At 34.4% G+C, this 14,981-nt stretch carries 15 protein-coding genes; 1 reads left to right on the top strand and 14 read right to left on the bottom strand.

Features of this window, described 5'->3' with window-relative positions:
* Positions 1 to 134 precede the first annotated feature (134 nt).
* Positions 135 to 1,400: a VanW family protein gene (locus ACREV6_RS16685; protein ID WP_431579171.1), complete on the top strand. Its 1,266-nt coding sequence runs from the start codon at positions 135 to 137 to the stop codon at positions 1,398 to 1,400.
* Between the two features lie 121 nt (positions 1,401 to 1,521).
* Here ACREV6_RS16685 and ACREV6_RS16680 read toward each other — a convergent pair whose 3' ends face one another.
* The 14 genes from ACREV6_RS16680 to ACREV6_RS16615 form a co-directional block, all read right to left on the bottom strand.
* Positions 1,522 to 2,088: a hypothetical protein gene (locus ACREV6_RS16680; RefSeq protein ID WP_431579170.1), complete on the bottom strand. Its 567-nt coding sequence runs from the start codon at positions 2,086 to 2,088 to the stop codon at positions 1,522 to 1,524.
* A gap of 80 nt (positions 2,089 to 2,168) precedes the next feature.
* Positions 2,169 to 2,873 (bottom strand): LrgB family protein, encoded by a 705-nt coding sequence (locus tag ACREV6_RS16675; protein WP_431579169.1) that lies wholly within the window; start codon positions 2,871 to 2,873, stop codon positions 2,169 to 2,171.
* Positions 2,866 to 3,219: a CidA/LrgA family protein gene (locus ACREV6_RS16670; protein WP_431579168.1), complete on the bottom strand. Its 354-nt coding sequence runs from the start codon at positions 3,217 to 3,219 to the stop codon at positions 2,866 to 2,868. The genes ACREV6_RS16675 and ACREV6_RS16670 overlap by 8 nt, the downstream gene beginning before the upstream one ends.
* A 91-nt stretch (positions 3,220 to 3,310) precedes the next feature.
* Positions 3,311 to 4,486: a class I SAM-dependent methyltransferase gene (locus ACREV6_RS16665; RefSeq protein ID WP_431579167.1), complete on the bottom strand. Its 1,176-nt coding sequence runs from the start codon at positions 4,484 to 4,486 to the stop codon at positions 3,311 to 3,313.
* Positions 4,487 to 4,736: 250 nt separating this feature from the next.
* Positions 4,737 to 5,600 carry an FAD binding domain-containing protein gene (locus ACREV6_RS16660; protein ID WP_431579166.1) on the bottom strand — a complete coding sequence of 288 codons (864 nt, stop codon included), beginning with the start codon at positions 5,598 to 5,600 and terminating at the stop codon, positions 4,737 to 4,739.
* A 253-nt stretch (positions 5,601 to 5,853) separates the two neighbouring features.
* Complete coding sequence (locus tag ACREV6_RS16655) at positions 5,854 to 6,549, bottom strand: nucleotidyltransferase family protein (protein ID WP_431579165.1); 696 nt, start codon at positions 6,547 to 6,549, stop codon at positions 5,854 to 5,856.
* Entirely contained in the window at positions 6,527 to 8,887 is a 2,361-nt protein-coding gene (locus ACREV6_RS16650; RefSeq protein ID WP_431579164.1) for a xanthine dehydrogenase family protein molybdopterin-binding subunit, read from the bottom strand. Before ACREV6_RS16650 ends, ACREV6_RS16655 begins: the two co-directional genes overlap by 23 nt.
* On the bottom strand, positions 8,880 to 9,419 hold the full coding sequence (locus ACREV6_RS16645; protein ID WP_431579163.1) for a (2Fe-2S)-binding protein: 540 nt from the start codon (positions 9,417 to 9,419) through the stop codon (positions 8,880 to 8,882). Before ACREV6_RS16645 ends, ACREV6_RS16650 begins: the two co-directional genes overlap by 8 nt.
* A 1-nt stretch (position 9,420) precedes the next feature.
* Positions 9,421 to 10,275 (bottom strand): FAD binding domain-containing protein, encoded by an 855-nt coding sequence (locus tag ACREV6_RS16640; RefSeq protein WP_431579162.1) that lies wholly within the window; start codon positions 10,273 to 10,275, stop codon positions 9,421 to 9,423.
* Positions 10,276 to 10,420: 145 nt separating this feature from the next.
* The gene (locus tag ACREV6_RS16635; protein WP_431579161.1) at positions 10,421 to 11,689 is read right to left on the bottom strand and encodes a uracil-xanthine permease family protein; all 1,269 of its coding nucleotides are present in this window, start codon (positions 11,687 to 11,689) and stop codon (positions 10,421 to 10,423) included.
* 198 nt (positions 11,690 to 11,887) lie between these two features.
* A complete protein-coding gene (locus ACREV6_RS16630; protein WP_431579160.1) occupies positions 11,888 to 12,220 on the bottom strand; it encodes a Zn-ribbon domain-containing OB-fold protein in 333 nt (110 codons plus the stop codon).
* A 2-nt stretch (positions 12,221 to 12,222) separates the two neighbouring features.
* Positions 12,223 to 13,419: a thiolase C-terminal domain-containing protein gene (locus tag ACREV6_RS16625; RefSeq protein ID WP_431579159.1), complete on the bottom strand. Its 1,197-nt coding sequence runs from the start codon at positions 13,417 to 13,419 to the stop codon at positions 12,223 to 12,225.
* Positions 13,416 to 14,090, bottom strand: coding sequence for a hypothetical protein (locus tag ACREV6_RS16620; RefSeq protein ID WP_431579158.1), 675 nt, complete (start codon positions 14,088 to 14,090; stop codon positions 13,416 to 13,418). Before ACREV6_RS16620 ends, ACREV6_RS16625 begins: the two co-directional genes overlap by 4 nt.
* 88 nt (positions 14,091 to 14,178) lie before the next feature.
* Entirely contained in the window at positions 14,179 to 14,970 is a 792-nt protein-coding gene (locus ACREV6_RS16615) for a cyclase family protein (RefSeq protein WP_431579157.1), read from the bottom strand.
* Between the last annotated feature and the right edge of the window lie 11 nt (positions 14,971 to 14,981).

Here is a 14,981-nt window from a genome sequence, read left to right as displayed (position 1 = left end):
ATAGTTATCATTGAATATTTGTTAGAAAAATGTTGAATTATAATAATAATGCTATTGTAAAACATCTACAATAGTTTTATTATTATACATATATACTATATTTATTATTAATCATAAGAAGAGGTGCACCAACAATGTTGTCAAATACTATTGCAAAAACAGAGAAAAAAAAGAAAAAAAGAAAAAAACCAGTATTTATTATACTTGGAATTCTATTATGTATACAGGGAATTAGTATGTATTCTAGCATAAGAAAATACAAATTAAAAATATATCCAAAGGTATGGGTAGAAAATATATATGTAGGCGGAAAGACAATTGCTGAAGCAAAAAAGGCTATTATTGAAAATCACAATAAACTCATTGCGCAAAAAAATATAACAATAAAAGTTAATAATAAACAATATACTATTAATACATCAAAACTTGATATGAAATATAATTATATCAAAGTACTTGATAGTGCCTATGATATTGGCAGAAAAGATAATATATTTAAAAAATATTTTGCTATAAAGTCACATGGTAAGAAAGTTTTTAAGCTTAAGCATACTTACAATTATGCTATTGTAGATACAGTTATTAAAGAGATTATTAAAGAGAATAGTAAGAAGCTAACAGATGCAGCTCTAGTAAAAAACAATTCTGATCAATTGATTATAACTAAAGAGGAATATGGCTATACAGTTGATTATGCAATTTTAAAACAAGCTGTAGTTAACAAAATTAATAATATTGAACAAGAACAAACTTTAGTAGTCCAATCTGAATTAAAAAAAATCGAACCCAATATTAAAGAAAATGATTTAAAAGGTATAAATACTATAATATCTACCGTTACAACTGACTTTGTGAATTCAGGTGAAAATCGCTCAGAAAATATTAGAGTAGCTTCAAAGGCTATAGATGGAAAAATTCTTATGCCAGGTGATGTTTTCAGCTTTAATGATGAAGTGGGTGAACGGTCTATTGAAAGAGGATATAAAACTGCAAAAGGAATTATAGATAATAAAATTGTAGATGACATAGGTGGTGGAGTGTGCCAAGTGTCAACTACACTTTATAATGCTATTTTAAGAACTAAAATAGCTTCCGTGGAAAGGTATCCTCACACTTTACGTTCTTCCTATATTGGTCAAGGATTAGATGCTACAGTTGCTTACGGACTTTTGGATTATAGGTTTAAAAATACATATTCTTACCCAATATATATAGAATCTATAGTACAAGACAAAACTGTAACATTTAATGTGTATTCAAATTCAAGCCTCAATAATAAAAAGTATGAGGTTGTTAATGAAGTGGTGGGAGACAAAGTAAATGTGTTTAGAGTTACCTATGAGAATGGCAAGCTATTATCAAAATCTTTGCTTTATACCGATGAGATTACTTTAACATAGTCTTTTAAAACAAATGGACAATAATGATGCAAAATATTCTGCATCATTACTGTCCATTTTTAAAATTCACTATTTAATTATTTATCCACAAAAAACTTCTATAAATAATATTTATACACATTTACTTAACTTTATTTAAGTTATCTAATAATTCATTGAAATTTCGCTTAGCTTTTACTTCTCTATCCTTATAACTTCCCATCTTTTGTTTATGTAGCTTTTCATTTTTATCTAAATTTATTAGCTCCTCTAGTATAGTTTCTCTAAAACTTGGGATGATATTTATTATCTTTTTTAGTCCATAAATATATTCGTCATCATAAAGCTTAAAACACTCAAATAAACCTGATGTAAGTCTCCCATCTGAAAACATGTAAATATATCTATCACTCATTTTATCTGATAAATCAACTTCAATTTTATGCTTATATAGCCTAAATATAACATCATTCTTTTCAACAAATAGAGGAAATATCATAGAAAAAAGCACTACTAATTCTTCTTCTTGTTCAACCAACCCTGTAAAATCATTCTCATTAAGTTTAACAATTATGTCATCTGTAAAAATAGACTTGCGTATCTCTTTTCCCAATTTACTTCTTAATTTTTGCTCCTTCTCATCAGATAATAGATTGTCTATTGAATCAAACAATTTATTTAGTGGCCCTTTATTTTCATTTTTTTCCATAAAAATACCTCCTTATCAAATATATATTATGTTTGTAGGCACAATTTAATTGCCGCTTAAAATATAGTATATTAAATAAATTATTTTAAGAATGCAAGAAATGTTTTCCACAAAACCGGGTATAAAAGAACAGCAACAATTCCTGAAATAGCCATAGTTAAGCCACTCATTGCCCCCTCAGTTTCCCCTATTTCCATAGCCCTTGCTGTCCCAAGCGCATGAGCAGAAGCTCCCATAGCAATTCCTAAGGCAACCTTATCTTTAATTTTAAAAATACTATATAAAAACGGACCCATAATAGAGCCTATAATTCCTGTCATTATTATAGCTACAACAGTAATTGATGGAAGTCCACCTAACTGCTTTGATAAAGCTATTCCTATAGGTGTTGTTATAGACTTTGGTATCAAAGATTCAATAAGTACATGATCAAGCCCAAATAATTTTGAAAGAAACACTACACATACAAAACCCACAATAGCACCACTAAAAATCCCAATAAGTATTGGAATAGCATTTTCTTTGAATAATGAGAATTTCTTATACATAGGCAAAGCTAATGCCACGGTAGCCGGAAATAAGAAAAACGAGATTATTTGCCCTCCGTTATTATAGTCTTCATATTTAATATGAAATTTTGTAAGGAAAACTATTAATATAATAATTGCTATTAAAAGTGGATTAAAAATTGGAAGTTTTCCTTTTTTCTTTATATAAATTCCAATTTCATAAGCAATAAGGGATATTAGCACACCAAAAACTGGTGAAGTAATTAAATCATTCATATTTACGTCCACTCCTCAAAATTTTAACTACAAATGCTGTTACAATCCAAACTAAACACGTGGAAATAACAACTATAATGATAAATGGTATCCATTTTCCTTTTAACACCCCGAAGGCTGTCATTAGACCTACTCCAGCAGGAATAAAGAAAAAAGACATATTTGATAAAAGAAACTCACAAAGTTCTTCTATCATTTCAACTTTAATTATTCCTATTTGTAATCCTAAAAACAATAAAATAAGTCCAATTACTGATCCTGGAATTGGAAAATTAAATATTAACTGTAATACGGTTCCAATAATATATGGAATCAAAATAATCATTAATTGTCTTAAATACTTCATTATTTCACCTACTTCTTATATAATATTGACACATACAAAATGAAAAAATCTATCTATTTGATTTTATTATTAAATATCATAAAACAATTACCTATTTATACATATATTCTCTTGTGCAAGGCAAATCATTATTTACACCTTTTGCAAATAATATTTGGTGAAGATTTATATTACCACAATTAAAAGATGCTGCACAAGAACTTAAGTATAGTCTCCACATTCTTATAAATGTTTCATCTTTACTCTTTTCTATTATAGGAAGAGCATTCTCAAAGTTTTCAGCCCAATGTTCTAATGTTTTTCCATAGTGTCTTCTAAGATTTTCTATATCTATTAATTCAAATTTTCGTTCTGCTATATAAGTAATTATGTTTTTAATTCCAGGTATATTTCCACCAGGAAAAATATATTTATCTATCCATGTGTTTGTACCGCTTTCATTTACTCCTGTTATACAATGAAGTAAAGAAAGACCTTTTTCCTTTAGAAGATTATTTACTATATTAAAGTATTCAGGCAAATTTTCTTTTCCTACATGCTCCAGCATTCCTATGCTAACTATTCTATCAAAACTCATATTCTTCAATTCTCTATAATCTACAAGCCGAACCTGAACTAGCTCCTCTAATCCTTCCGCTTTTATTCTTTCATTAGCCTTTTGAAGTTGTTCTGAACTTAAGGTAATTCCAGTAGCCTTCACTTTATATTGTTTAGCTGCTGAAATTATTAGTTCACCCCATCCACAACCTATATCAAGTAAGCTTTGACCTTGCTTTAAGTTTAATTTTCTTAAAATGTAATTTATTTTGTTCTTTTGAGCTTGATTTAAAGAATCTGTATCATTTTCAAAATATCCGCAAGAATAGGTCATATTATCATCTAACCATAATTTATAGAAATCATTACCAATATCATAATGAAATTGTATGTTATCTTTGCTTTTTTTCACAGTATTTTTTACTATTTTAATTAGTTTTTGATACATCTCACTTTTTCTCAAAAAACTTTCCTTATTATTATATAAGGATTCTATAACAGACTGCAGACTACCTTCTACATCTATTTTTCTAGTCATATATGCTTCTCCTAAGGCTATTGATGGATCATTTATAATATCACCTTTTGGTATTGGCTCATTAAAAATAATCTTAAATTTAGCCTCACCTTCACCGTAGTTTTCTTCACTGCCATCCCAAAACACAATTCCAAATGAATCAGAAAACATGTTTTTTAATAAAGCTTTATAAAACAGTTTATCCGCAACCAAAATCTATCACTCCCTATGTAAATCTTAAAAATAATCCACTAATAGTTACTTATGCACCTCATAATAATAACAACCAGCCTAGTTAGGTATAACATTTTTTCATGTATCAGTCAAAAGCGAAACACAGAAGAATAGGTCTTAGTAAACGATAATCATATTTTTATAGATATTAAATTGTCTCATTTACTTAGATTTTCTAAAAAAACAGTGCCACCCACATGGCAAATGGCATGTGGGTGGCACTTTCGCTCTATTCTTTTGTTAAATTACTATCATAAATACTCCCCAGAAATTCACTCATCAACTTCAAATAGATTTCTTTTCTATCCTCAGTTGTAAACTTCTTATCATCAATAGGTACTATACTTTTAATATACTCTTGCTCTAAATCTTTTAGAATACTTTCCATTTCTGCCTTATTAAGCCCTTTAAGTCTATCCTCAAGTTCTCTAGACCTTAAAACCCTGGCTCCTACTGCTCCAAATGCCATTCTTACATCCACAATTCTCTCATGTTCCAATATATAAAACCCAATAAAAGATGCTTTTGCAAGCGAATTAGATCTTTTTGTGCCTACTTTCTTATAATAAAATGATTTTAACATATTTGTAGGAATTCTAATTTCCACTAGAAGTTCCTCTGCTCTTAAATCCTTTTTACCCGGCCCCAAAATAAAATCCTCTATTGCTATTTCTCTTGTTCCACTTAAGGACTCTATTATTAATATAGCGTCTAAGGCATATAAAAGGGGTAATATATCTCCTTCTGATGCCACATTGCATATATTTCCTCCTATAGTAGCAGCATTTCTAATAGCTGGAGATGCTATAGCTGATATTATTTCACTAAAGTAGTTCCGTAATAATATAGTTTCTTCTAATTCAGCAAATGTACAAGCAGCTCCAATGGATAAATATCTATTATTTATTCCAATATTTTTAAGTTCTTGCAAATGCTTTATGAGCACAATATCACTTTCAAATTCAGACATTCCCGCAGACCATTTCTTTGTTTTTACCATTAAGTTAGTGCCACCCGCTAAAATTATGTGTTTTTTTTGATTTAAGAGCCCTAGGGCTTCTTCCTTGCTTTTAGGTATAAAAGTTTCTGTCACGGTACTTCCCCCTTTTTGAAGCTAGAGAACTTGCTTCTATAATACTATTATTATATCACGCATATCTACATAAATCGCCTAATATTTATCCCCATATTTCTCCTTTATCTTGTCTATGTTTCTGCCAAATAAAGCTTATGCTTTCATTGCCCTCACTGAAATACAACTCTACCTCAAAATACCAGGCACATAATTACAACTTATGCACTTTAAAAATGCTTAAGTTAAATAATATATCTGGCATCACAATTTTTTACTCCCTAACAGCCTTTTGCTGAAATTTTCTATATAATTTACATAAATTTATATAATCTTCAGGTGTGTCCATATCATTTAAGATATTTTCATCCATAACTTCCACCTGGGTTGCAACCTTCTGATATTGTGAAAGTAAAACTCGCAGACCTCCACAACCATCCCAGTTTTTAATTGCAGGGAAGAGTCTAGATGAAATCAATGGAGGATGGCCACGCTTCCCCTTATATTCAGGATATATAATATCATACTCTTTGCTATTATATACCTTTAACAGCTCTTCAATTGTCTCCTTCTCTATAAGTGGCATATCCGCCGGAAGAAGGAAGAATCCCTTTGTATTATCTGGCAATGAACGTACTCCTGCTACAATTGATGAATACATTCCCTCCTTATAATTCTGGTTATATACCCACTTTACTCCCATACTGTCCAGTAAATTTCTTAAATCATTTGCTTGAAATCCTATAACTACCGTAATGTCGCACACTCCAGAATTTCTGAATACATTGACGGTATTTTCTATAACAGTTGAATCTCCCAAAGGAAGAAGCGGCTTAAACTGCTTCATTCTCATGGAATATCCCCCTGCTAAAATAATGGCAGATACGCTCTTAGTATAAGACTTTATCTTTAAAAAACTCTCTGGCATTTTTACACCATCCCTGATTTTACTTTCCCAGTTCTTTTGCAATGGCAAGTGCAACATTTTCAGGAGAGAGAGGTAGTTTGTAGAAATTAATACCCAGCGCATCATAAAGTGCATTTCCAATAGCAGATGGCACTGAAATCATAGGGTGTTCACCAATCCCTCTTGCACCAAACGGACCATCTGGTTGAGGATTTTCAATTAAAATAGGAATAATCTCTATTGGAATATCCTTTGCTGTAGGTATTTTATTGTCTGTAAAAGAAGGATTCATAAGCCTTCCCTCTGGACTAAACTTATAGCCTTCAACTATTGCAGATCCAATTCCCTGGAGTACTCCTCCCATAATCTGACCTTCAACAAGCTTCTTGTTTATAGCCTGGCCTATATCAAAAGCAGATGCTATTTTAATAATTTGAATGTCTCCTGTCTCAATATCAACCTCTATTTCCACCCCATGAGCTCCAAAAGTCCAGTCAAGAGCTGGAAATCCCTGTCCTGTTACTGGGTCTAGAAAAGTAAGTCCATCAGCCATATAGGTGCCCTTTGCTATAAGCGGACCTCCTATTCCATTCCCATTTTCGAAGGCATAACCAAGTGCAAGGTCCTTGTACTTTATTCTTCTATGCTTATGATGGATATGGTAAATATATTCATCTCCATGTGCCAGATCCTGGGTTGAAGTTCGGAGTGCTTGCGCCGCCATTTCCTTCATTTGCTGGAGCATATTTTCTGCACATTTTTTTACTGCATTGCCACCCATAAAGGTATATTTTGAAGCAACAGTAGACCAGTCATAAGGATGACTGCTTGTGTCAGTGTCCCCTATTACTACTACCTTTTCTATTGGCATATCAAGTACTTCTGCTGCAATCTGGGCCATTATTGTATTTGCTCCCTGGCCAATATCGATAGCGCCAATCATTATACGTATATTACCATCATCATCCATCTGCATAATTGCAGAGGTAGAAGTGTGAGGAGGCATAGCAGGCGCTTTCTGAAGGCAAGCAAGGCCCTTTCCACGAATCTTCCCTGTATTAAAATTTTCTTTGCGTCGCTTCTCTGATTGGTATCCCGTCCAGCCGATTTCCTTTGCAACAGCTACTAGACATTCCTCCGGCCTCCCTGAATTTTCATTTATAACCTCACCACTTATTGTATGAGATCCTGGCCTTAAAATATTCACCCTTCGGAATTCATAAGGATCCATTCCAAGTTTCTGTGCCACCATATCCATCTGGCGTTCCATAACCCAGTGTGTTTCAAGATGCCCAAATCCTCTATAAGCTGTGCTAAAAACTTTGTTTGTATAAAGTGTTCTAGAGTGGAGCTCAATATTAGGTATCTCGTAGGGGCCCGCACCGGAATAGGTTGCTGATTTCCCAACATTTACACCGTAATCTGCATAAGCTCCACTGTCCCAATCATAATAAATTTCAACAGCAGTAATCTTTCCATCTTTCTTTACACCGGTTTTAACATGTCCACGCATACCAGCCCTTGTAGGAAGTTGATTAAATTCTTCTTCTCTTGTTGCAGTTAACTTCACAGGGCGGCCTTTACATGCACGAGAGAGAACTGTTACCAGTGGTTCTAAGTGTATGCCTGCCTTTCCTCCAAAGCCTCCACCAACATAGGGTACAATTACCTGTATATCAGCAGTGGATATATTAAGCGCCTTTGCAAGCAGTTTTCGTACGCCAAAGGGAGATTGAGTTGAGGACCATATTTTAACCTTGTTTGTATAGGTGTCAGCTTGGGCTATTGCAACATGAGTTTCCATAGGTGCATGGGCAACTGCAGGCAAAGTTAGCTTATTTTCAACAATAAGATCAGCCTCCTCAAAACCACTTTTAATATCACCCTTTATTGTCTTGTTCCAACTAGCAATGTTGGAGTCAGGCTGCGGAAAAAAAACACCTTTAATATATTCAAGGTCGTTTATATCTTCATGAACAAGAATCTTGCCTTCTAATGCTTCATCAATAGTTTGTATGCTAGGTAACTTCTTATATTCTATTTTTATTTTAGATACTGCAATTTCAGCTGTCTTTTCATCTACTGCAGCAACTGCAACAACGGGTTCTCCCTGATATCTAACAGTACCTCTTGCAAGTATGCGCTTGTCAACCATATAGAGTCCCACAAGATAAGGTATGTCATCACCTATAAGAACAGCTTTAACACCGGCTAAAGCTTTAGCCTCACTTACATCTATAGATACAATTTCCGCTCTTGCATAGGGAGAATAAAGACATTTAGCATACAACATTCCTGAAAATTCCAGGTCCGCCGTATAGTTTGCCTGTCCTGTTACTTTTTCCAGTGCTTTAGCTCTATTAATAGGTTTCCCAATATAGCGGTACTCTTTATCACTCATTTATCATTTCCTCCCTTTCTAGCTTTGCAGCTGAAGTAATAGCCTTTATAATGGGAAAATACCCTGTGCATCGGCAAAAATTACCTGCAATGGCTTCTATTATCTCCTTCTCGTTTGGGTATGGATTTCTATCTAAAAGAGCTCTTGCAGACATTAGCATACCTGGAGTGCAAAAACCGCATTGAAGTGCATCATGGCTTATGAACTCTTGCTGGAGTATTGAGATTTTTCCGTCTTTATTAAGTCCCTCTACTGTTATTATTTTTGCGTCCATAGCTTCCAAAGCCAGTATGATACATGAATTTACAGCACAACCATTCATTATAATTGTGCAAGCTCCACATTCACCCTCACCGCAGCCTTCCGTTGCACCAAAGAGTTTTAACTCCACACGTAAAAAATTAAGTAGGGTCATGGTAGGATCAATATGAGCGCATACACTTTCTCCATTTACATTGCAACTAAGTTGCACTTTTTCAAGTCCTGAATCAATATAACTAAAGCAGTTTCCTTTATTATGGTTTCCGCACATATTATTTACCTCCCATTTCTAATAAATGTAGCAGAGCACGTTTTACAAGAACTCCAGATACATGAATACGATACTGAGCGGAGGACCTAACATCAGAAATTGGCTTTATAATATTGCGTACTTCTTTTTCAGCCATATCTGCAAGTCCTGCAGTTAATACCTTAGAACTAAGGATTTCTTCAAGCTCTATTATTCTAATTGGTGTTGGTGCCACAGCAGTGATAGCTAATTTTATTTTTTTATCTACTGTCCTTCTTGCAGATACACCAACTATAGCAAGATCATGTCCCTTTATTCTTGCCTGTTTTAAAAATATACTGGTATCTCCTTCTGAAACCTCTGGAAGAGATACACCAATAACAAGCTCGTTTCTCTTAATCACTGTCTTCTTAACTCCAGTAAAAAATGAATTGATATTAACTGTTCTAGTGCCTTCTGCACTTGCAATATGAACCACTGCATCATATACCATAAGGGGACCTGCAAGATCTGCGCCAGGTGATGCATTACAAATATTCCCTACAAGTGTAGCACGGTTTCGCAGTTGATAAGAAGCAAGACAATTTGATGCTTGTACCAATGCAGGATACTTTTCAATAATCCATTTTGATTCTGCAACTTGATTAACAGTAACGCAAGCACCTATAAATAAGCCTTCATCTTTTATATATTCCAACCGGTTGGTTTCAGGTATAGCCTTGATATCAAGAATATGCTGGGGCATTTCTGCATTATGACGAAGGGCAATCATTAAATCTGTTCCACCAGCCATGATTTTAGTGCCATCCTTCTGCTCTAGATAATTCAAAGCTTCTATTAACAATTGTGGTTTTACATAATCAAACTTACTTAACACTTTTGGCCTCCTTATTGTACTGCCAAAAGGCTGTACATTAATTTTTTAATATTCACAAGCTTACCCTTTAAATTAAAAATCCCCCCCGAACTATAGGTTCGAGGGATGATAAGATCTTATTTATTAAACAATATATTTAACCCATTTAATTGTTTTTTAATGGTTTATTTCTATTTAACAATGCATTTAATATAATTCCAACTATTGCAGCAAGGCTGAGTCCCGAAATTGTAACATCTTTATTTATAGGGATCCCTATATTAATTCCTGTATATTTTTGTAGATAGGTTGTTCCAAGACCTATAATTAACATCGTAGCTATAACTGTAATAATTCCAGCATCATATTTTTTAATATTAGTTTTCATATTTTTAACACCAATAAGTGCAATCATAGTAAAAAGCATTAAACTTATCCCACCCATTACTGGTACTGGAATTGACATTAGGAAGCCTCCAACCTTTGCAACAAATCCAAGAATAATTGCAAATATAGCCGTAAGTCTTAAAATTGATGGATCATAGTTTTTTGTAAGTGCTAAAACTCCTGTATTTTCACTATAGGTTGTATTTGCGGGTCCACCTATAAAACCAGCAAGCATTGTAGCTAAACCATCTCCAAGTAGTGTACGATGTAAGCCGGGGTCCTTAATAAAGTCTTTGCCTACTACCTGACCGTTAGTTGTTATATCACCAACATGCTCCATGAAAACAGCGAGAACCACTGGAGTAATGATTAAAATAGCACCAATATCAAACTTAGGGAAAGTAAAGTTAGGTATTGCAACTATAGCCGCTTTACTTATTATTGAAGTATCAACATAGCCCACTGCAAGACACACTAAGTATCCTACAACAACACCAGATAAAATTGATATTTGCTTAAAGAATCCTTTACCTTTAAAGGTTATTAATAGTGCTGTACCTAGCGTTATAGCTGCAAACCATATTTTAACCTTGGCCATATCAATTGCAACTGGAATTAAATTAAGTCCTATTAGTATTATCATTGGACCTACTACTTGTGGTGGCAATATATTCTTGATTTTATCAACGCCAACTTTTTTAATGAGTATGGACATTATTACATAAATAAAACCAGCTACTACAATCCCCCCCTGAGCATAAGTCAGGTCTCCATTGTACATTCCCTTTACTGTAATTATTACGGGGATAAATGCAAAAGAAGATCCTAAAAATACAGGTACCTTGCCCTTAGTGCATAAATGGAATATAAGAGTACCTACCCCTGCAGCAATTAATGCTACTGATGGGTCTAGTCCAGTTAGTATGGGAACCAAAACTGTAGCTCCAAACATTGCAATTAAATGTTGAATAGCTAAAATAGTTTTTCTAGATATTTTCAGGAACTTTGAATTTTCTTTCGCCTTCATATTGTTGGTTTTTTTCACCATACAGTATTCTCCTTATATATTAGTATGTAACTTCTCTAATTTAAAGAGTTGCCTAATTAATATATATGTATTTTTTTTACTAAATATGGTTATTTGTTTGAAAATATTTAAATATAAGGGGACAGTTAGTAATAAATTAAACAGCTGTCTTTTTTAAAAGACAAAACTTACTAACCGTCCCCATGAATTCATCTATAGTTAATTAAAAATAAATCCGTAATAATCCTTTCCTATACCTTCTTTTACAACTCCAACTGTTGACATAAGTTTCATTCCTATTTGAGGATTTTCTACTTCCAGTTGTCCACTCACAACAAGACCATTTGTGAATTTAACAATTCCAAAACCCATATATGGTTTCATATACCCCTCTGGGAGATTATATACTTTTGTATAGGTTACAAGAGTTACCTCTCCACCTAGTGGAACCTCATCAAACTCTCTATTTCCACAGCATTTACATACATAATGCTTAGGATGGTGAAGTTTCCCACAAGCTGTACATTTATAAGCATACATTTCTTTTTCCATAATTATGATTCCTCCACAGTGAGAATAGTTGCAACAACATTATTACCGAAACCACCAAAGTTAACACAAAGGCCAGCTTTAGCTCCCTCTACTTGACGTCCTGTAGCTTCTCCCCTTAGTTGTTTTACGATTTCTACAACCTGTGAAACGCCAGTTGCACCAAGTGGATGTCCCTTTGCCTTTAATCCTCCTGAGGTGTTAATAGGAATCTTACCACCAATCTTTGTTTCACCATTTCGGGCAGCTATATGACCCTCACCCCTTTCGAAAAAACCAACCTCTTCTGATTCAACTATCTCAAGTATTTGGAAAGCATCATGAAGTTCTGCAACATCAATATCTTGCGCTGTAAGTCCAGACATCTTATATGCCATTTGTGCTGCAAGTCTAACAGCAAGTAGATCAGTAGGCACTTCTCTTTCAGCCACCGCATGAGTATCCGTTGCTTGCCCTATGCCTGCTATTTTTATTGGTTTTCTAATAAATCTGTCTGCTTTGTCCATAGCACATAATAAAACTGCTGCTGACCCGTCAGATACAGGACAACAATGATACATCCGAAGTGGCTCTGCAACATAGGGATTCATTATATGTGCATCCTCATCCTCTGTTATGCAATAAAGATTGGGCACCACGTGTATATGTGCTACTGGATTATGGATTGCATTTTCATGATTTTTAACTGCTACTATTGATAAATCCGTTTCAGTTATTCCATACTTCTCCATACATAATTTCGTAAAGAGTCCTGCGAAGGCTGGTAATGTTAGCCCATAATTATATTCAGCTTCTGGGTGAAGCATTGTAGCAACGAAATCCGTTCCTTCCCATCCACTAACAACCCTCATCATTTCTCCACCAACCACCAGCACACAGTCGCACATACCACTAGCTATAGCCATATATCCAAGTTTTATAGCTGATGCACCTGAGGCTGGACCATTTTCTATAGTTTCGGCCATTGCGGGTCTTAAATTTAAATAATCCACAAGTGCTGAGGCAATGCCGCTTTGTTTATTAAGAATACCCGCACCCATTGTTGATACAAAAACCTGATCCACACCATGTCCTATACCTGTTTTTACACCAGCATCATCTAATGCCTGCACAGCTGCCATACTTAGCATATCAGTAAATGTTCCGCCTGACATTTTACCGAATTTACTATGGCCTACACCCACAATACCAACTTCTCTCATCTTTTATACCCTGGAATTTGAGCATATGTGGATGGAAGAATTGGATGCTCGCAAGTTTTAAGTAGTTGATCAGATACTGGACGGCGGCCACCCAGTTTAGCCCCTTTGTGTTTTTCCCACAAGGCTTTAGTTAACACATATGTTGGTACTCCCCCTAGCTCATGCCAAGTTTCTGGTCTTGACTGGAGTTCATATTCAATCATCCATCTTTTAAATCCATTTGGACTCTCAGCAACAATCCAAACTTCTTCTTGATTCAGAAAATCTAGATGGTATTCCATTTTTGCTGCAAATAATTGCGCTCCAATTCTAAGTCCTTGCTTTAATGTCATGGTATGATAGGACATCCCTACCTTATCATTAACCATGCGCCCATTAACAATACCAACCAAAACTCCATCTATAGTTCCAATTAGGCAATATTCATCCTTTACTCTATATCTGTAGTAACCTAAAAGCTCTGAATATATTCTAGCTGCAACAATATCATAAAAATCAGCTTCTACACTCATAAGTGGCTTCACAGCTTCTAAAATATGTGGTACTTCTTCTCTTTTTATTTGACGAATTACTAATTTTTCTCCAGTGGCCATAGTAATATACTTAGGTGGATATGGCACCATTACTGACTCCACTGGCCTCAAAGACTGTTCCATTTTATCTACTATCATAATTTATCATCCCTTCAAATCTATATTTTTTATCAGCACCTACTGCTAATCAAAGACTACTCTTTGTCAAAGCTACTCTGCACCAATCCTATTCTGCGTCAAAGGCAACTATACGGGATATACAAGATTCTCCGCCCTCGAATCTCCATGGAAAACACCCTATTATTAATCTCTTGCCCAGTACTTTATCAATATCTCCACCAATATTTTCAGCATGAATAATATTAATAGGGAATAAGTCATAATGCATTAACTGATAATCATCCTCTGGCCAGAAATCTTCGATACCTTTACCGTATTTAGCTTTTAAATATCTATCGGCACGTTTTGCTTCCTTTGGAGCCCATTCGCGAATCTTTGTATTCATTGGGTGATCCGCAGAACCACAATCAACACCTATCCATTTAAATTCCATCTCTTTACACCAATTTGCAAACTCCTTTGTAGGACCTGGATGTCTCATCATTACCCTTTCCTCATCTGCTTCTGGCTCATCCCAGCCATATTTATGATAGCCAGTGTGTATAATTAAAATATCACCTTTTCTAACATCTGCTCTGTCCATTATGTCCTTTGAAGTATAGATTCCATAATCCTCAGCTATATCAGATATATCCACAACGACTCCGGGTGCCACAAGTTCTTCTAGTGGAATACTTGCTATATCCCGTCCATGTGTACAAAAATGTAGTGAACCATCAAGATGAGTACCAACATGGTTTGAATGGGTTAGTACCTGCCCATTTGCACCATTGGATGAAAGTCTTTTAAAAAATTTAATTTCTAGTGGCTCATAGGTTGGCCATGCTGGTGTTAAATGACTAATTTTCTGAGTCAAATCATACATTTTCACATTTTTAAAAGCATCAATAATATTCATAATAACCCCCT

Source organism: Clostridium sp. (genome assembly GCF_050717515.1).
GTDB lineage: Bacteria > Bacillota > Clostridia > Clostridiales > Clostridiaceae > Clostridium_AD.
This window is presented reverse-complemented; position numbering and strand designations above follow the sequence as displayed.

What these genes read in the sequence shown, in the direction of transcription:
- ACREV6_RS16650 (WP_431579164.1), bottom strand. Translation starts at nt 8,887, where the DNA reads ATGAGTGATAAAGAGTACCGCTATATTGGGAAACCTATTAATAGAGCT.
- ACREV6_RS16645 (WP_431579163.1), bottom strand. Translation starts at nt 9,419, where the DNA reads ATGTGCGGAAACCATAATAAAGGAAACTGCTTTAGTTATATTGATTCA.
- ACREV6_RS16680 (WP_431579170.1), bottom strand. Translation starts at nt 2,088, where the DNA reads ATGGAAAAAAATGAAAATAAAGGGCCACTAAATAAATTGTTTGATTCA.
- ACREV6_RS16620 (WP_431579158.1), bottom strand. Translation starts at nt 14,090, where the DNA reads ATGATAGTAGATAAAATGGAACAGTCTTTGAGGCCAGTGGAGTCAGTA.
- ACREV6_RS16670 (WP_431579168.1), bottom strand. Translation starts at nt 3,219, where the DNA reads ATGAAGTATTTAAGACAATTAATGATTATTTTGATTCCATATATTATT.
- ACREV6_RS16675 (WP_431579169.1), bottom strand. Translation starts at nt 2,873, where the DNA reads ATGAATGATTTAATTACTTCACCAGTTTTTGGTGTGCTAATATCCCTT.
- ACREV6_RS16615 (WP_431579157.1), bottom strand. Translation starts at nt 14,970, where the DNA reads ATGAATATTATTGATGCTTTTAAAAATGTGAAAATGTATGATTTGACT.
- ACREV6_RS16630 (WP_431579160.1), bottom strand. Translation starts at nt 12,220, where the DNA reads ATGGAAAAAGAAATGTATGCTTATAAATGTACAGCTTGTGGGAAACTT.
- ACREV6_RS16625 (WP_431579159.1), bottom strand. Translation starts at nt 13,419, where the DNA reads ATGAGAGAAGTTGGTATTGTGGGTGTAGGCCATAGTAAATTCGGTAAA.
- ACREV6_RS16685 (WP_431579171.1), top strand. Translation starts at nt 135, where the DNA reads ATGTTGTCAAATACTATTGCAAAAACAGAGAAAAAAAAGAAAAAAAGA.
- ACREV6_RS16635 (WP_431579161.1), bottom strand. Translation starts at nt 11,689, where the DNA reads ATGGTGAAAAAAACCAACAATATGAAGGCGAAAGAAAATTCAAAGTTC.